This is a genomic window from Kribbella sp. NPDC051620, assembly GCF_044453825.1.
Classification (GTDB): Bacteria; Actinomycetota; Actinomycetes; order Propionibacteriales; family Kribbellaceae; genus Kribbella.
Genome location: NZ_JBITDB010000009.1, coordinates 192,519 through 210,218 on the forward strand (window position 1 = coordinate 192,519; position 17,700 = coordinate 210,218).

At 68.8% G+C, this 17,700-nt stretch carries 13 protein-coding genes; 9 read left to right on the top strand and 4 right to left on the bottom strand.

Features of this window, described 5'->3' with window-relative positions; translation table 11 throughout:
• Positions 1 to 26 precede the first annotated feature (26 nt).
• Both sucC and sucD read left to right on the top strand, forming a co-directional pair.
• The gene (gene sucC / locus ACIA12_RS37550; protein WP_396372172.1) at positions 27 to 1,202 is read left to right on the top strand and encodes an ADP-forming succinate--CoA ligase subunit beta; all 1,176 of its coding nucleotides are present in this window, start codon (positions 27 to 29) and stop codon (positions 1,200 to 1,202) included.
• A gap of 13 nt (positions 1,203 to 1,215) precedes the next feature.
• Positions 1,216 to 2,106, top strand: a complete 891-nt coding sequence (sucD, locus tag ACIA12_RS37555) for a succinate--CoA ligase subunit alpha (protein ID WP_396372174.1) — start codon at positions 1,216 to 1,218, stop codon at positions 2,104 to 2,106.
• A gap of 43 nt (positions 2,107 to 2,149) precedes the next feature.
• On the opposite strand, the gene ACIA12_RS37560 is transcribed toward sucD, so the two are convergent.
• Positions 2,150 to 3,496: a hypothetical protein gene (locus tag ACIA12_RS37560; RefSeq protein WP_396372176.1), complete on the bottom strand. Its 1,347-nt coding sequence runs from the start codon at positions 3,494 to 3,496 to the stop codon at positions 2,150 to 2,152.
• A gap of 162 nt (positions 3,497 to 3,658) precedes the next feature.
• Between ACIA12_RS37560 and ACIA12_RS37565 the strand changes: the two genes are divergently transcribed.
• The 4 genes from ACIA12_RS37565 (at position 3,659) to ACIA12_RS37580 (ending at position 8,568) form a co-directional block, all read left to right on the top strand.
• Entirely contained in the window at positions 3,659 to 4,903 is a 1,245-nt protein-coding gene (locus ACIA12_RS37565) for a DUF6350 family protein (protein WP_396372177.1), read from the top strand.
• A 94-nt stretch (positions 4,904 to 4,997) separates the two neighbouring features.
• Positions 4,998 to 5,642: a phosphoribosylglycinamide formyltransferase gene (gene purN, locus ACIA12_RS37570; RefSeq protein WP_396372304.1), complete on the top strand. Its 645-nt coding sequence runs from the start codon at positions 4,998 to 5,000 to the stop codon at positions 5,640 to 5,642.
• Positions 5,639 to 7,198: a bifunctional phosphoribosylaminoimidazolecarboxamide formyltransferase/IMP cyclohydrolase gene (gene purH, locus ACIA12_RS37575; protein WP_396372178.1), complete on the top strand. Its 1,560-nt coding sequence runs from the start codon at positions 5,639 to 5,641 to the stop codon at positions 7,196 to 7,198. The genes purN and purH overlap by 4 nt, the downstream gene beginning before the upstream one ends.
• Before the next feature lie 92 nt (positions 7,199 to 7,290).
• Complete coding sequence (locus tag ACIA12_RS37580; protein WP_396372179.1) at positions 7,291 to 8,568, top strand: glycoside hydrolase family 18 protein; 1,278 nt, start codon at positions 7,291 to 7,293, stop codon at positions 8,566 to 8,568.
• Between the two features lie 77 nt (positions 8,569 to 8,645).
• On the opposite strand, the gene ACIA12_RS37585 is transcribed toward ACIA12_RS37580, so the two are convergent.
• The 3 genes from ACIA12_RS37585 to ACIA12_RS37595 all read right to left on the bottom strand — a co-directional run bounded on the left by ACIA12_RS37585 (position 8,646) and on the right by ACIA12_RS37595 (position 12,708).
• Entirely contained in the window at positions 8,646 to 9,632 is a 987-nt protein-coding gene (locus ACIA12_RS37585) for a pirin family protein (protein WP_396372180.1), read from the bottom strand.
• A 270-nt stretch (positions 9,633 to 9,902) separates the two neighbouring features.
• Positions 9,903 to 12,071, bottom strand: coding sequence for an MMPL family transporter (locus ACIA12_RS37590; protein WP_396372181.1), 2,169 nt, complete (start codon positions 12,069 to 12,071; stop codon positions 9,903 to 9,905).
• A gap of 82 nt (positions 12,072 to 12,153) precedes the next feature.
• A complete protein-coding gene (locus tag ACIA12_RS37595; RefSeq protein ID WP_396372183.1) occupies positions 12,154 to 12,708 on the bottom strand; it encodes a TetR/AcrR family transcriptional regulator in 555 nt (184 codons plus the stop codon).
• Positions 12,709 to 12,808: 100 nt separating this feature from the next.
• Between ACIA12_RS37595 and ACIA12_RS37600 the strand changes: the two genes are divergently transcribed.
• The 3 genes from ACIA12_RS37600 to ACIA12_RS37610 all read left to right on the top strand — a co-directional run bounded on the left by ACIA12_RS37600 (position 12,809) and on the right by ACIA12_RS37610 (position 17,483).
• Positions 12,809 to 13,675 carry a bifunctional methylenetetrahydrofolate dehydrogenase/methenyltetrahydrofolate cyclohydrolase gene (locus ACIA12_RS37600; RefSeq protein WP_396372185.1) on the top strand — a complete coding sequence of 289 codons (867 nt, stop codon included), beginning with the start codon at positions 12,809 to 12,811 and terminating at the stop codon, positions 13,673 to 13,675.
• Positions 13,675 to 13,944 carry a DUF3017 domain-containing protein gene (locus ACIA12_RS37605; RefSeq protein WP_396372186.1) on the top strand — a complete coding sequence of 90 codons (270 nt, stop codon included), beginning with the start codon at positions 13,675 to 13,677 and terminating at the stop codon, positions 13,942 to 13,944. The genes ACIA12_RS37600 and ACIA12_RS37605 overlap by 1 nt, the downstream gene beginning before the upstream one ends.
• Positions 13,945 to 14,144: 200 nt before the next feature.
• Positions 14,145 to 17,483, top strand: coding sequence for a S8 family serine peptidase (locus tag ACIA12_RS37610; protein WP_396372187.1), 3,339 nt, complete (start codon positions 14,145 to 14,147; stop codon positions 17,481 to 17,483).
• Positions 17,484 to 17,700 lie beyond the last annotated feature (217 nt).

Below are 17,700 nucleotides of genomic sequence, written 5' to 3' on the forward strand. Positions count from 1 at the left end.
GAACAGGCGAGAGAGGGACCACACTCGTGGATCTGATGGAGTACCAGGCGAAGACTGTCTTCGCCAAGCACGGTGTAGGGACGACGGTGGGTGAAGTCGTCCACACGCCCGAGGAAGCCCGCGCCGCGGCCGAGAAGCTCGGCGGCGGCACAGTGGTCGTCAAGGCCCAGGTGCTGACCGGCGGCCGGGGCAAGGCCGGCGGCGTCAAGCTCGCCGCCAACCCGGACGAGGCCGAGGCGCGCGCCCGCGAGATCCTTGGTCTGGACATCAAGGGTCACATCGTCAAGACGCTGAACATTGTGCCGGCCGCGGCGATCGCGGAGGAGTACTACTTCTCCTTCCTGATCGACCGGGCCAACCGCAACTACCTCTGCATCGCCTCGGCCGCCGGCGGCATGGAGATCGAGGAGGTCGCGCACACGAACCCGGACGCGGTCGCCAAGATCTCGATCGACCCGGCCCAGGGCGTTGACGAGGCCAAGGCCCGCGAGATCGCGACCCAGGCCGGCTACCCGGCCGACATCATCGACGCGGTCGCGCCGGAGATCGTCAAGCTGTACGAGGTCTTCCTGAGCGAGGACGCGACGCTGGTCGAGGTCAACCCGCTGGTCAAGCTCAAGGACGGCCGGGTCGAGGCGCTCGACGGCAAGGTCTCGCTGGACGAGAACGCCGACTTCCGGCACCCGGAGTTCGCCGACTACGCCGACTCGTCGGCCGAGGACCCGCTGGAGGCCAAGGCGAAGGCCAAGGGCCTGAACTACGTGAAGCTCGACGGCTCGGTCGGCATCATCGGCAACGGCGCCGGGCTCGTGATGAGCACCCTCGACGTCGTGGCCTACGCCGGTGAGGAGTTCGGTGGCGTCAAGCCCGCGAACTTCCTCGACATCGGCGGCGGCGCGTCCGCCGAGGTGATGGCCAACGGCCTGGAGATCATCATCTCCGACCCGCAGGTGGAGAGCGTCTTCGTCAACGTCTTCGGCGGCATCACCGCCTGTGACGCGGTCGCGAACGGCATCGTGCAGGCGTTCGAGTTGCTGGCGAGCCGCGGCGAGCACGTGGCCAAGCCGCTGGTCGTCCGGCTGGACGGGAACAACGCCGACGAGGGGCGCCGGATCCTCGACGAGGCCGGCCTGGCCGGACTCGAGCGGGTCGACACGATGGACGGCGCCGCCAAGCGGGCCGCCGAGCTGGCAGCGAAGTAAGGGATAAGAGCAGATGTCTATCTTCCTGACCAAGGACAGCAAGGTCATCGTCCAGGGCATGACCGGCTCGGAAGGCACCAAGCACACCACCCGGATGCTTGCCTCCGGCACCAACATCGTCGGCGGCGTGAACCCGCGCAAGGCGGGCCAGTCGGTCGACTTCGACGGCAAGGCGGTCGCCGTCTTCGGCTCCGTCGCCGACGCGATCAAGGAGACCGGCGCCGACGTCTCGGTCATCTTCGTCCCGCCGAAGTTCACCAAGGACGCGGTGATGGAGGCGATCGAGGCCGGTATGCCGCTGGTCGTGGTGATCACCGAGGGCGTGCCGGTGCACGACACCGCCGCGTTCTTCGCCGCCGCGCAGGCGGCCGGGACCACCCGGATCATCGGCCCGAACTGCCCCGGCATCATCACGCCGGGCGAGTCCAACGCCGGCATCATCCCGGCCACCATCGCCGGTGCCGGCCGGATCGGTCTGGTGTCGAAGTCGGGCACCCTGACGTACCAGATGATGTACGAGCTGAGCGACTTCGGCTTCTCCACCGCGATCGGCATCGGCGGCGACCCGATCGTCGGGACCACCCACATCGACGCCCTGCAGGCGTTCCAGGACGACCCGGACACCGACGCGATCGTGATGATCGGCGAGATCGGCGGCGACGCCGAGGAGCGGGCGGCGGCGTTCATCAAGGACAACGTCACCAAGCCGGTGGTCGGCTACGTGGCCGGCTTCACCGCCCCGGAGGGCAAGACGATGGGCCACGCCGGCGCCATCGTCTCCGGCTCCTCGGGCACGGCCGCCGCGAAGAAGGAGGCCCTCGAGGCCGTCGGCGTGAAGGTCGGCAAGACGCCGACCGAGACCGCCAACCTGATGCGCGGCATCATGCAGGAGCTCACCAAGTAACACGACGTCAGAAGGGCCCCCGAGGATCACCTCGGGGGCTCTTCTACTTGTAGGCGACCGACCGCTCGGCGGCCCGGATCAGCACCTCGTTGAAGCCGGCGTTGGTGATGTCCAGGTCCTCCAGCACCGGGTAGAGCACGTAGACGGCGCGCGAGCCGGACGCCGCGATCCCGATCCGGTAGGTGAAGGTCTTGTTGTTGCCGGTCTCGTACGACGCGCGCCAGCTCTCACCCGAGATGCTCTGGCCGAGCGAGACGTCGCCGGTCTGCTTCACGGTCGCGTTCGACTGGGTCTTCTTGCAGTTGTCGACCGCCTTGCGGATCGCGGCGACGTAGTTGCTCGCCGCGGCCGGGCTGGCGAACGAGACCACCATCGTGTCCAGCCCGAACTCGGCCGGCACCTTGGCCTCCGGTACGACGTACGTCTGCGACTTGGACGACTTGGGCTTGGCCTTCTTCAGGTCGAGCTTGTCGGTCTCGCAGCCGGTGCCCTTCGGCGTCGTACCGGAGGTGCTGACCCAGGGCTTGTCGATGCTCGGCAGCACCGGCAGGTCGATCGGGGCCATGAAACCGGGCGGCTCGGTGGTCGGCAGCAGGCCCGGCTTGGCCGTCGGCGTACCGGTCGTGCACTTGGCCTCGGCGCAGATCCGCTGCAGCCCGGCGCCGGCGGTCGCGATCACGGTGTCCGGCTTCGGCGGGGTCTTGGCGGTGGTGTCGAACTCGACCACCATCGTCGCCTGGCCCGCGGTGCTCACGCTGATCGTGCGGTACTTGCTCGACTTCTCGCCGGGCTGGCCGAAGACGGCCACCACGCCCTTGCTGCCGAGGCCGGTGGTCGTGTAGCTGGCGACCAGCCGGATCTGCGGGGTGTTGCAGGCGCTGAGCCAGCCGGTGATCGTGCTGTACGCCTTGCCGGCCGCCGCCTCGTCGTTGGAGACCTCGACGTACTGGACCGCGGTCTGTTTGGTCGACGGGTTCTGGAAGTTGCGGATCCAGGTCCGGATCCCGGCCGGGTCGGCGAACCGTTGCGACTGGCAGACGAAGGCCTTGTCCGGTGCGTTGCTGCCGTCGTCGGTACTCGCGACGGCCCAGGCGCCCGAGGCGGGCGCGAGCTGCTTGACCGCGGTCCCGTCGAGCAGCGCCTTGGTGGCGTCACTCAGCAGACCCGAGTCGTCGCCGCCCTGGTTGTCGCCGGATCTGCCCGACTTGGCGTCACCGGGGGAGTCGCTGCCACCGAAGGCGTTCACCGCCGCGATGCCGCCGCCGCCGATGACCAGCAGCGCGGCTGCTCCGGCGCCGATCAATTGGTTCCGTCGGCGCGTCTGCTGACGGCGTGCCTCCCGGGCGGCGGCACGACTGCCGCCCCGCGAGGCGCGGTGGGAACCGGTCACTAGTTCTTGACCTCCAGACTGATTCCACCCGACGGTACCCGGTGGTCCGTCGTCATCCACCCCGAGTCCAAGCAAATAACAGAGAGCGAGCAGTGCCGAAGTCTTCCATATCCGGCGTGTCAGAACGAGCGGCGTCCGGGCAGCGAGTGACGATGGTGGTAGATGACCGACATGCTGAGCCGTCCGGGCGCCCGTGACGGCGGATCTCACCAGGCGCTCGGGCCCGCCCAGCCCGACGCCACCGCACCGACCAAGCCAGTGATCGTCTCGGCGGTGATTGGAGCAGGTGCTTGCCTGCTCACCGGACTACTGGCCTGCGCGGCCGTCGCAGTGGTCGGCTGGCTGGCCGCGTCCTTCGGTGGAGCAGCTGGTGCGGTCAGGGCCGGTGCCACTGTGTGGTTGGTCGCTCACAAGGCCGGTGCGACTTTCGGTGACGCACGACTCAGCGTTGCCCCGCTCGGGCTGACACTGTTCCTCGCCTGGTGTCTGTACCGCGGTGGGCGCTTCACTGCCCGAGTCAGCGGGGCAGATGAGACCAAGGACCTCGCGCTCGCATCGGGAGTGCTCGCCGTCACCTACGGGCTTGGTGCGCTCATCATCGCGCTCCTGACCTCCGACGGCACGGTGAAGGTCTCCCCGGCGACCGCCTTCCTCGGTGCCGCCACGCTGGCGATCATCGCGGGCACTGCGGGGATACTGGTCGAGTCCGGAGCTGCTAGCGACATAGCGGACGCCACGCCACAGGGCCTGCGCGACGTGATCCCTGCCGCTGCGGCCGCAGTACTGACCATCGTGGCCGTCGCCAGCCTCCTGTACGCCGTACTGCTGGCGATCCACTTCTCCCGGGTCACCTCGATGCTGGAGCTGCTCGACGCCGGTGTGGTCGGCTCCGTGGTGCTGTTCGCCATCTGCTTGATGCTGCTGCCCAACGTGATCCTGTACGTCGTGGCGTTCCTCGCAGGTCCCGGCTTCCAGCTCGGAGTCGGTACGACGATCGCCCCGACCGGGGTGGACGTCGGCAACCTGCCCGCGCTGCCGTTGCTGGCCGCAGTACCGGCTGACGGCGCCACCCCGACATACCTGCTCGTACTGACGGCTCTGGTGCCGCTACTGGCTGGAGTGATGGCCGGGTTCGTGGTTGCTCGTCGTGGGATGGCTGCGGAGGACTCGGACGTGCTGGGCTGGGATGCGTTCGCTCTGCGCGGCGCGATCGCTGCCCTGCTGGCCGGGATCGCGCTGATGTTCCTGATGCTGCTGTCCGGTGGCGCTGCCGGGCCAGGCCGGATGGCCCAGGTCGGCGTTTCAGGTGCCATCCCCGCAGCCGGCGTCCTCGCCGCCGGAATGGCAATCGGCGCCGCGATCACCGCAGCAGTCGTAACAGCCCGCCGCCCGCAACCCACCGAGTAACCCCCACCCCGGCTGCTCCGGCCCCTGGCCCCCGCTCCGGCCGCCCGGATGGGCTGATCTGAACCGGATTCGGGTCTGCGCGGTGGCTGACGATATGGTTTGCCGAGTGACAGATCCGGTTGCGCCATCGCCTGAGCCCGCACGCCTCGTCGTGCTCATCTCGGGCTCCGGCTCGAACCTGCAGGCCCTGCTGGACGCATCCGCGGATCCGGCGTACGGCGCCAGGGTGGTCGCGGTCGGCGCCGACCGGGACGGCATCGCCGGGCTCGACCGGGCCGAGGCGGCCGGGGTGCCGACCTTCGTGCACAAGGTCAAGGACCACGCCGAGCGGGCCGACTGGGATCGCGCGCTGACGGCTTCCGTCGCCGAGTACAAGCCTGACCTGGTCGTCTCGGCCGGGTTCCTCAAGCTGGTCGGCGACGACTTCCTGGCCGCCTTCGGGGATCGCTACATCAACACCCACAACGCGCTGCTGCCCGCCTTCCCCGGCATCCACGGACCCCGGGACGCCCTCGAGTACGGCGTCAAGGTGGCCGGCGCGACCCTGTTCTTCGTCGACGGCGGCGTCGACACCGGGCCGATCATCAGCCAGGTCGTCGTGCCGGTCACCGACGACGACACCGAAGACACCCTGACCGAGCGGATCAAGGAGGTCGAGCGCCGCCAGTTGGTGGAGTGGGTCGGCCGGCTGGTCCGTCAGGGCTGGACCATCACCGGACGAAAGGTTCGACTGAAGTGAGCACCGACCGCAGGCCGATCCGCCGGGCGCTGATCAGCGTCTACGACAAGACCGGTCTGGAGGAGCTCGCGAAGGCCTTGTCCGACGCCGGGGTCCAGATCGTGTCGACAGGGTCCACCGCTTCCCGGATCGCGGCGGCCGGCGTACCGGTCACCAAGGTCGAGGACCTGACCGGCTTCCCCGAGTGCCTCGACGGGCGGGTCAAGACGCTGCACCCGAAGGTGCACGCCGGGCTGCTCGCCGATGTCCGCAAGCCCGACCACGTCGAGCAGCTGGCCGAGATGCGGGTCGAGCCGTTCGACCTGCTGGTCAGCAACCTGTACCCGTTCAGCGAGACGGTCGCGTCCGGCGCCTCGGTCGACGAGTGCGTCGAGCAGATCGACATCGGCGGGCCGTCGATGGTCCGCGGCGCGGCCAAGAACCACGCGAACGTCGCCGTCGTGACCTCGCCGGAGCAGTACGCCGACGTCTACACCGTGCTGGACGAGGGCGGCTTCTCGCTGGAGGAGCGCAAGAAGCTCGCCGCCGCGGCGTTCGTGCACACGGCGGAGTATGACGTGGCCGTCGCCTCCTGGATGGGCAACGTGCTCACCGACAGCAGCGAGGGCTCGGGCTTCCCGGCCTGGATCGGCGCTGCCTGGGACAAGAAGGCCGTCCTGCGTTACGGCGAGAACCCGCACCAGCCGGCCGCGCTCTACACCAACGGCCGCACGGGTCTGGCGTCGGCCGAGCAGCTGCACGGCAAGGAGATGTCGTACAACAACTACGTCGACGCGGACGCGGCCCGGCGGACGGCGTACGACTTCAGCGAGCCGGCCGTCGCGATCATCAAGCACGCGAACCCGTGTGGCATCGCGGTCGGCAAGGACATCGCCGAGGCGCACCGGCGCGCCCATGAGTGCGACCCGGTCTCGGCGTACGGCGGCGTGATCGCCACCAACCGCCCGGTCACGGTCGAGCTGGCCAAGCAGGTCGCGGAGATCTTCACCGAGGTGCTGGTCGCACCGGCGTACGAGGACGGCGCTGTCGAGGTCCTGCAGGCCAAGAAGAACATCCGGCTGCTGGTCTGCCCGCCGGAGGGTTCGGCGGAGCCGGTCGAGATCCGCGCGGTCAGCGGCGGCCTGCTGATGCAGGCGAAGGACACGTTCCAGGCCGAGGGCGACAACCCGGCGAAGTGGACGCTGGCGGCTGGTGAGGCTGTCTCCGACGAGGTGCTCGCCGACCTCGCCTTCGCCTGGAAGGCCTGCCGCGCGGTCAAGTCCAACGCGATCCTGCTCGCCGCCGACGGCGCCTCGGTCGGCGTCGGGATGGGCCAGGTCAACCGGGTCGACTCCTGCAAGCTGGCCGTCTCCCGCGCCGGCGAGCGCGCGGCCGGATCAGTCGCCGCCTCCGACGCCTTCTTCCCCTTCCCCGACGGCCTCGAGGTCCTCCTCGAAGCCGGCGTGAAGGCAGTAGTCCAGCCCGGCGGCTCCATCCGCGACGACCTCGCCATCGAAGCCGCCACCAAGGCCGGCATCACCATGTACTTCACCGGCACCCGGCACTTCTTCCACTGAGCCGAAATTGCTTTCGTAGAGACATTGCCTAAATAACTCGACCCGACCTAGGGTGAGGCAACTGTCCCTCCACCCGCCCGTTGGGGAGAAGCATGTCGGTGAAACGTCGGAGTCTCGCGCTGCTCGTGGCAGCCGCGGTCGTGGTCCCTGTGGCCCTGACCGCGGTGCCTGCCGAGGCCCACAGTCAGAAGCGTGTTGTCGGTTACTACACCCAGTGGAGCGGTTACGACCGCAACTTCCTGGTCAGTGACCTGGTCAAGAACGGTACGGCCGCCAAACTCACCCACCTGAACTACGCGTTCGGCTTTCTGGACGCCGCCGGCAACTGCGTGAGCAGTGACCCGTGGGCCGACTACCAGCGGCCGTTCACCGCCGAGCAGAGTGTCAACGGCACGGCGGACGTCGCCGGCCAGCCGCTGTCCGGCAACCTGAACCAGCTCAAGCAGCTCAAGCAGAAGTTCCCGAAGCTGCGGATCAGCATCTCGCTGGGCGGCTGGACCGGGTCGAAGTACTTCTCGGACGCCGCGCTGCCGGCCAACCGGGCCGCGAGCGTGAAGTCCTGCCTGGACATGTGGATCAAGGGCAACCTGCCGGGTGCTCCGGCCGGCGCCGCCAAGGGCATCTTCGACGGCATCGACCTGGACTGGGAGTGGCCGGCCAGCGAGGGCAACCCGGGCAACATCGTCCGGCCCGAAGACCGGGAGAACTTCACCGGGTTCGTGCACGAGTACCGCAAGCAGCTCGACCGCGCCTCGTGGCCGTTCAAGGGGCGGTACAACCTGACCGCGTTCCTGCCCGCCGACCCGGTGCAGATCGACCGCGGCTTCCAGGTCAAGCAGATCTTCAAGGACCTGACCTTCGGTACGACGCAGGGCTACGACTACCACGGCGCGTGGGACCCGGTGACGAACCAGCAGTCCGCGATCGACGGCCCGAAGGGCGATCCGTCCACGGCGGAGTTCAGCTCGCAGGTGACGATCGACGCGTACCTGCAGCGCGGCGCGTCCCGGAACAAACTGGTGATGGGCGTGCCGTTCTACAGCCGCGGCTGGACCGGCGTGACCAACCAGAACGACGGCCTCTTCCAGCCCGCCACCGGCCCGGCGCCGGCGACGTACGAGGCGGGCTACGAGGACTACCGCCTCCTGAAGGCCAAGGCGGGCGCGTTCACGGTCCACCGTGACACCAAGGCCGGCTTCGCCTGGCTGTTCGACGGTACGACGTTCTGGACCTGGGACGACCCGATCGAGATGAAGCGCAAGGCGCGCTACATCTCCGACCGCAACCTCGGCGGCGCGATGATCTGGTCCCTCGACGGCGACACCTCGACCGGCGAACTGATCACCGCCCTGCACCGCAACCTGCACTGACCGACCTGTACTAAAAGAAAACGGACCGGTCCGGCGCTTTGTGAGCGCCGGGCCGGTCCGATGTCAGTTTGCCGAGGTCAGTTGGATTCGTGCAGGTCGGTGCCGAGGCCGTGGACGGCCGGGATGGAGCCGAGCTTGCCGGCCTGGAAGTCCTCGAAGGCCTGGATGACCTCTTCGCGGGTGTTCATCACGAACGGGCCGGCCATCGCGATCGGCTCGCGGATCGGGCGGCCGCCCAGGATCAGGACGTCGAGGTTGGGCTCCGCGGACGGCTGTGAGAGAGCGGCCGCGGTACGGATCGTGTCGCCGGCGCCGAAGAGCGCGAGCTGGCCCTTGCGGATCGGGCGGTGCTCGGCGCCGACGGTGCCCTGGCCGGCCAGCACGTAGACGAGCGCGTTGTAGTCCGGCTGCCACGGCAGTACCAGCTCGGCGCCTGGGCTGACCGTCGCGTGCACCAGTGTGATCGGAGTGTTGGTCGAGCCGGGGCCCTCGTGCCCGTCGACCGAGCCCGCGATCACCCGGATCAGCGCGCCACCGTCGGCCGTCGACAGCAGCGCCGAGTCGCCACCACGGATGTCCTGGTACTTCGGTGCCGCCCACTTCTGCGCCCTCGGCAGGTTTACCCAGAGCTGGATCCCGTGGAAGAGCCCACCGCTCAGCACCAGGTGCTCCGGCGGCGTCTCGATGTGCAGCAGCCCGCTGCCGGCCGTCATCCACTGGGTGTCACCGTTGGAGATCACACCCCCGCCACCCTGCGAGTCCTGGTGCTCCATGATCCCGTCGAGCATGTAGGTCACGGTCTCGAACCCACGGTGCGGGTGCCACGGCGTCCCCTTGGGCTCACCCGGCGCGTACTCCACCTCGCCCATCTGGTCCATGTGGATGAACGGATCCAGATCCTTCATGTCCACACCCGCGAAGGCCCGCCGCACCGGAAACCCCTCACCCTCGTACCCACTGGGCGCGGACGTGACCGACCGAACCTTCCGCTCAGCAGCCACCGCCGGATCCGGCTGGTGAACGCGCGGCAGAACAGTGATGTCGCTGACGGTGACGGCGGGCATGTCAGTCTCCTAGGTCGAGGTAGTTAAAGAATAAACTATCCAACTCAACCCCAGCAACCCCCAGCACATTCCAAGCCCAAACCACCCGCCCCGTCGGGCTCAGAGCACCGCGCCCGCGCCCCTGCGGGGCGCGGGCGCGGGTGCGGAAGATCAAGTGCGGAGGAGCCTCGCGGGACCTCGCCTTGAACCCGCCGCGCCGCGCCCCGGAGGGGCGCGGCGTAGTTGGCCAGGAGGTGCCGGCGAGGTTGGGGCTGTCGGGCAGCCGGTTGGTCAGTCGACGGTGACCAACTGCTTTTCGTCTGGCTTGGCGGATTTGAGGGAGTCGCCTTCGATGTCGACCTTGGGGGTGATTCGGTCTAGCCAGCGGGGGAAGGACCAGGCTCGGTCGCCTAGGAGGGACAGGACGGCGGGGACGATCGACATCCGGACGACGAAGGCGTCGATCAGGACGCCGATGGTGAGGCCGAAGCCGATGGTTTTGATGATCGGGTCCTCGACCAGGATGAAGCCGGCGAAGACGGCGGCCATGATGAGCGCGGCCGCGGTGACGACGCGGGCGCCGTGGCCGACGCCCTGGATGGTCGCCTCGGTGGCGTGCTTGCCGTGGACGAACTCCTCCCGGACCCGGGACACGATGAACACCTCGTAGTCCATGGCCAGCCCGAACAGGATGCCCATCATGATGATCGGCAGGAAGCTGACCAGCGGTCCCGGTGAGTCGACACCGAGCAGCGACGCGCCCCAGCCCTTCTGGAACACCCCGACGGTGAGGCCGAAGGTCGCGCCTATCGTCAGCAGGAACCCGAGCGTCGCCTTCAGCGGCACCAGGATCGACCGGAACGCCAGCAGCAACAGCAGGAACGACAGCCCGATCACGACGAGCAGATAGACCGGCAACGCGTTCGTCAGCTTGTTGGACACATCCACCCCGACCGCCGTGTTACCGGTGACCGACACCGTCGTGCCACCAGCCTCCAGCGGATGGATGGCATTCCGCAGGTCCTTCACCAGGTCGGCCGTCTGCTCCGACGCGGGTCCGCTCTTCGGGATCACCGTCACCAGCCGTGTCGAGCCGTCCTTGCTCCCCGGCCCAGGCTGTACTGCGATCACGTCGGCCAACCCCTTGGCCTTACCCATCACCTGATCGACCGCCGCGGCAGACGTCGCCGCACTGTCGCTCTTCACCACAACGACAAGCGGCCCGTTCGACCCCGGCCCGAAGGCGGCCGCCGCCAGGTCGTACGCGACCCGCTGGTTCGTGCCGGCCGCCGCCGACGCCCCATCCGGCAGCGCCAACCGCATGTCCTGCGTCGGAATCGCCAGCACCCCGAGCCCAATGATGCCCACGGCAACAATCGGGATCCGGAACCGGGTCACCAGCCGCGCCCACTTGAACCCGAAGCCCTCGACCACCGGAGCGACGGCGACCTTGCGAGTCTTCCGTGGCAGCACCCGACGACCCATGAAACCGAGCAGGGCCGGCCCAAGAGTCAGAGCAACCAGTACTGCGGTAAGCACCGTCGCAGCAGCCGCCAACCCCATCGCCGTCAGGAACGGAACCCCCACAACACTCAACCCAGCAAGGGCGATCACCACCGTCGCGCCGGCGAACATCACCGCCGACCCAGCCGTCGCAGTCGCCCTGCCAACGGATTCCTCGATCTCCATCCCGGCCGCCAACTGAGACCGGTGCCGCGAGCTGATGAACAACGCGTAGTCGATCCCGACCGCCAGCCCGAGCATCAACGCGAGGATCGGCGCCGTCGACGAGACGTCCACGAACGACGTGACGACGAACAGCCCGGCCATCCCGGCCAGTACGCCGAGCAGCGCCGTCAGCAGCGTCATCCCGGCCGCGACCAGCGAGCCGAACGTGATGACCAGCACCAGTGCCGCGACCGCGACCCCGATCGCCTCCGTCGAGCCGATCGCCGGCGGCCCGCCGACGATCTGCCCACCCGGTACGACCTGCAGATCACCCGAGCTGAGCGACGCCAGGTTGTCGTAGGCCTCCGTACTGTCCTTGGACAGCTGATCAGCGGCCTTGTCGAACTGCACGCTGATCAACGCCGTCGTACCGTCCGGGCTGATCGCCTTGCTGGTGAACGGGTCGATCGCCGCGATCACCTCGGGCACCTTGGCGACCTTCGCCACCGTCGCGCCGACCGCGGCCTTCACCGCCGGGTCCATCAGCGTCTTGCCCTCGGGCGCCTTGACGACCACCGACGACGAAGCGCCGCTGGCGGCCGGCAGGTCCTTCTGCAACGCGTCCAGCGCCCGCTGCGACTCGGTCCCGGGGATCGAGAAGGCGTTCGTGGTACCGCCGCCCAGGGTCAGCGCGCCGACGCCGAGCAGGACCAGGACGAAGGTCCAGATCGCCGCGACGAGCCGCCGCCGCTGGTAGGAGAACCGGCCGAGCCGGTACAGGAGATTGGCCATCAGGATGCTTCCGTTTCGCTGGAGCGGGGAGGGCAGGGGATGGAACCGGGACGGGCGTCACGCGGGCCCCGGAGCGTGGTGGTCAGGCCGGTGGCCGGAGGAGCCGGCGCAACGCGGTGTTGCAGAGTTCGTGCAGTTCGGCGTCGGTCCGTTCGCCGGGATGGCGGCACTCGCCCAGCAGCCCGTTGATGGCGAACGCCGCGACGTCCAACTCGAGCTGGTTGCCGGTGCCGCCGGCCAGCAGGCCGGTCAGCCGGAGCCCCTCGGCGACCAGTCCACTGAATTCGGGCATCTCGCCGAGCGACCCGAACAGGTCCTGCAGCACGCTGATCAGCCCGCGGAACTCGACCGCCAGCTCCACGAACCGGGCGATGGCCAGCTCCTGCGCCTCGGCGGCCGGCAGTGCCGACGCCTCCGCGACCAGCTTGCTCAGCGCCACGTGAGACGGCTCGAGGACAGCGACGAGGACGCCCGTCTTGTCGCTGAAGTGGTAGAGCACGGTCGCCTTCGAGCAGCCGGCCGCCGTCGCGATGTCCTGCAGGGAGGTGGCGTTGTAGCCCTTCTCCTGGAACAGGCTCATCGCCTGCTGGACGATCTCGAGCCGGGTCCGGTCCCGCACGCTGCTGGTAGCTGCCATGCCATCCATCATCCTGACCGCTCGGCCAGTTTTCAACCGATCGGTCAGGATTGTGCTCCAGTTCACGTCCGCCAGGCCGGGCCTGGCAGACTCCGGTGTTGTGACGGCGGAGATTCTGGACGGAAAAGCGACTGCGGCGGCGATCAAGAGCGAGCTGGCGGTCCGGGTGGCCAAACTCGCCGAGCAGGGCATCGTGCCCGGGCTCGGCACGATCCTGGTCGGCGACGACCCGGGCAGCCGGGCGTACGTGGCCGGCAAGCACCGCGACTGCGCGGCGGTCGGGATCTCCTCGATCCAGGTCGAGCTGCCGGACACGGCGACCCAGGACGAGATCGCGGCCAAGGTGGTCGAGCTCAACGAGAACCCGGACTGCACCGGTTTCATCGTCCAGCTCCCGCTGCCCAAGCACGTCGACACCAACGAGATCCTCGGCCTGATCGACCCGGCCAAGGACGCCGACGGCCTGCACCCGATGAGCCTCGGCAAGCTCGTGCTCGGCCAGGACGGCCCGCTGCCGTGCACCCCCAAGGGCTGTGTGGAGATCCTCCGCCGGTACGACGTACCGATCGCCGGCGCCCACGTGGTCGTCGTCGGCCGCGGCGTCACGGCGGGCCGGCCGATGGGCCTGCTCTTTACCCGGCGGTCGGAGAACGCGACCGTGACCCAGTGCCACACCGGTACGAAGGACCTGGCCGCCGTCGTCCGGACGGCTGACATCGTGATCGCCGCCGCCGGCTCGGCCGGGCTGATCACCGCCGACATGGTCAAGCCGGGCGCGGTCCTGCTCGACGTCGGCACCAGCCGCAACGCCGAGGGCAAGATCGTCGGCGACATCGACAACGCCGCCCGCGAGGTGGCCAGCTGGATCGCGCCGATGCCGGGCGGGATCGGCCCGATGACCCGGGCGATGCTGCTCACCAACGTCGTCGAGGCGGCGGAGGCCGCCCAGGCAGCCAGCGCCGGGTGATGGCAGCCCCGGCCGAGCGGCGCTCCGAGTGGCCGCTGGTGATGTCCGGGCTGGTCGCCATGACCGGTCTGGTCGTCCTGACCTTCTACAACTGGCGCAACGGCGTGCTGATCTTCGCCGGCGGCGTCCTGTTCGCCGCGCTGCTCCGGCTCAGCCTGAGCGACAGCGCGGCCGGCCTGCTCCGGGTCCGCGGCCGGATGTTCGACATCTTCCTGCTGGCCGGCGTCGGCGCCGCGATCGCCATCCTCGGCCTGATCGTCCCCAACTAGCCCGTACTCCGCGCCTGCGGCGTCCCGCCGCTGACGATCTGAGTCATTGGTCTGCCCGGCACTGACCCGATCGGGTCAATGCCGGGTCACCGAGCAACGGTCCACGACGACTGCGCGTCTCACCCAATGTGTCGTCCTGCATCCGCACCGTGAGGTCACCGGGCGGCACCTGTTGAGGACAACCGAATCGGGAGGGACTCATGGTGAGAACCAGATCGCGGCGATTAGGGCTGACAGCCGTCGCCTCGCTGGCCGTGCTGAGCCTGGGCGTCAGCGCCATCGGGCAAGCACAAGCGAGCAGTACCGCACCAGATGCCAAGCCAGCAGCCAAGGCAACAGGCAAGGTGGCCGCGCCCGACCGGGTCGTCACCCTGCTCACGGGTGACAAGGTCACCCTGCAAGGCGGCGACCCCGCGAAGGCGTCGATCCAGCCGGGACCTGGGCGGCGTGGCGTGACGTTCCGGGCCACCCGGCAGAAGGACCGGTTGCTGGTGATTCCGTCCGACGTCAGTGCGGCGGTGACGTCGGGCCGGCTCGACAGCCGGCTGTTCGACGTCAACGGGCTGATCAAGGCCGGGTACGACGACAAGTCGAGCAAGGTGATCCCGCTCGTCGTCACCTATCAGGGCACGGCGAAACGGTCCGCTCCCGCCGGTGCGACCGTCAGCCGGAACCTGCCGGTGATCAACGGCGCCGCGCTCAAGGTGGACAAGAAGAAGGCCGCCACCTTCCTAAACGGCGCCCAGGCGCGGTCGGCCGGCGGGATCGACAAGATCTGGCTCGATGGCAAACGGCACATCTCACTGGACCAGTCCGTCCCGCAGATCGGCGCCCCCGAAGCCTGGAAGGCGGGCTACACCGGCAAGGGCGTCTCGGTCGCGGTGCTCGACACCGGGATCGACGCGACCCACCCGGACCTGGCCACCCAGGTCGCGGGCGCGAAGAACTTCACCGACGGCCCGGCCGGTGACGATGTCGGCCACGGCACCCACGTCGCCTCGACGATCGCCGGTACCGCGGCCGCGTCGGCCGGCAAGTACAAGGGCGTCGCGCCGGACGCGAAGCTGTACGACGGCAAGGTGTGCCGGCTGGACGGCTGCCCCGACTCCGCGATCCTGGCCGGGATGGAGTGGGCCGCGACCGAGGTGAAGGCGAAGGTCGTCAACATCAGCCTCGGTGGCCGGGACACCCCGGAGCTCGACCCGATCGAGGAGGCCGTCAACCGGCTGACCGCGCAGACCGGCACGCTGTTCGTGGTCGCGGCCGGCAACAGCGGCCCGGACGCCGGGTCGATCGAGTCGCCGGGCAGCGCGGACGCCGCGCTCACCGTCGGCGCGGTCGACAAGCAGGATCAACTGGCCTTCTTCTCCAGCCGCGGACCGCGGACCGGTGACGGCGGGCTCAAGCCGGACGTGACCGCGCCTGGCGTCGACATCGTCGCGGCTCGGGCCAAGGACGGCGTGATCGGCGAGCCGGTCGGCGACAAGTACCTGCGGCTGTCCGGTACGTCGATGGCGACCCCGCACACCGTCGGGGCAGCCGCGATCCTGGCGCAGCAACACCCGACCTGGAAGGCGACCGAGCTCAAGGGCGCGCTGATGGCATCGGCCAAGGTTGCTGCCGGCCAGTCCGCGTTCGAGCAGGGCGCCGGGCGGATCGACGTGGCGAAGGCGATCAAGCAGTCCGTCATCGCCGAGCCGGGCAGCGTCTCGTTCGGTACCGCGCAGTGGCCGCACACCGACGACACTCCGGTGACCAAGACGATCACCTATCGCAACCTCGGCGACCAGGCCGTGACCCTGGCGCTGTCCGCTTCGCTGGCCGACTCGACCGGCGCCCCGGCTCCCGCCGATGCGCTCAAGTTGAGCGCGTCCTCGGTGACCGTGCCGGCCGGTGGTACCGCGACCGTCGAGGCGACCTCGAAAACCAACCACAGCGGGCCGGACGGCCTGTACTCGGGCCGGGTCACCGCGACCTCGGCCGGTACTTCCGTGGTCTCCCCGGTCGGGGTGAACAAGGAGGTCGAGAGCTACACGCTGACGCTCAACCAGGTCGGTCTCGACGGCAAGCCGTCCGCTGACGGCGGCGCCCTGGTCTTCGGCGTCACGTCGCCCTGGTTCGACTTCTACGGCGACCCCAGCGGTACGTCGAAGGTCAGGCTGCCCAAGGGCGACTACCTGCTGCAGGGCGACCAGACGGTCGAGCGGCCGGACTCGGACGGCTACGACTCCTACACGGTCGTCCAGCCGCTGCTGCAGTTGACCGGCGACAAGACGGTCGTGTTCGACGCCCGGACCACCAAGCCCGTGGTCACCACGGTTCCGAACAAGGACGCCAAGGTGTTCCTGGCCGACATCGGCTACGAACGGGAAGGCACGGAGGAGACGGGCGGCCTGAGCTCGAGCATCCTGGCCTTCGACTTCGACGGACTGCGCACCGCCAACCTGGGCGGGCCGGCTCCTGCCGGTCAGATGGCCTCGCACGTCGTCTCCGACTGGGGTCGGCTGACCGCCGACGGCGGGTTCGCCAACACGCCGTACCTGTACGGGCTGGTGAACACGAAGCCGGACGTCTTCTTCGACGGGTTCAAGCGCACGGTCCGCGCCAAGGACCTGGCGACGGTGACGCAGTCGATCAACGCCACCGCCGATCGCCAGGCCGAGCGGGCGGTCTACGTCCACGCGCCCGGCCTGGGTGGAGCATGGACGCCGATCGTGCCCTATGACCTGCCGGCCAAGACGAAGCTTTACGTCGATCCCGCGCCGGCCGGCTGGGAGACCGAGGTGTCGGAGATCATGCCGAGCACCGACCCGCAGGATCCGTTCCCGATCACGGTGACCCGGCTGACCTCGCCGATCAACACCTACAAAGCGGGCAGGTCGTACCGGCAGCGCCTCAACGCGGCGGTCTTCGCGCCGACGCCGTTCTACACGACGCGGACGGGCAACGAGCTGGAGTTCGGGATCTTCTCGAGCACGGACGCCGACGGCAACGCCGGGGTGACCGCCGCGGACAGTCAGGGCAGCAAGCTCTACCGGAACGGGCAACTGGCCGGTGAGTCCGAGTGGTTCGGCGATCTCGTGGTCGGCGATCTGCCGGCGGGCAAGGCGTCGTACAAGTACGTCACCTCGCTGGACCGGTCGTCGTTCCTGAAGCAGTCGAGCAAGACCGAGCTGAGCTTCACCTTCAGCTCGGCGGAGTCGGACAAGGTGCAGGCGATCCCGCTGCGGACCGTGGGCTACCAGCCTGCGGTCGACAGCAAGAACACGGTGAGGCGGTCGCCGGTGACTGTGCTGCCGATCCAGCTGACGGCACAGCCGGGAAGTACCAAGCTGCCGGCCGTGAAGAAGCTGGAGCTGAAGGTCTCCGGCGACGGCGGCTCGACCTGGAAGCCGGCCACCGTCGTGCGGACCGGCTCCGGGTATCGAGCGATCTTCGTCACGCCCAAGGGCGGGGCGGTTTCGCTGCAGGCCCACCTGGTCGACGCCGCCGGCAACACGACGGACCAGACCACCATCGGGGCGTACCAGTTCCGCTGAATTCCACTACCCAGTGAACTGAGCTGATCACTGCGAGAGACCCCTGGCGGCCGCCGGGGGTCTCTTGGTTATTTCCGGGTGAAATTTGCAGGTTCCTGCAGTCCGGGGCCTCAACTTCCGGTCGGCGGTGCCCCGTCTACAAGGCAGAATGACCAACCGGTCTGGACCCGTAAGACCGCATAGGGTTGGCGCGGCGCAGGCGACGAAAACGACTGGA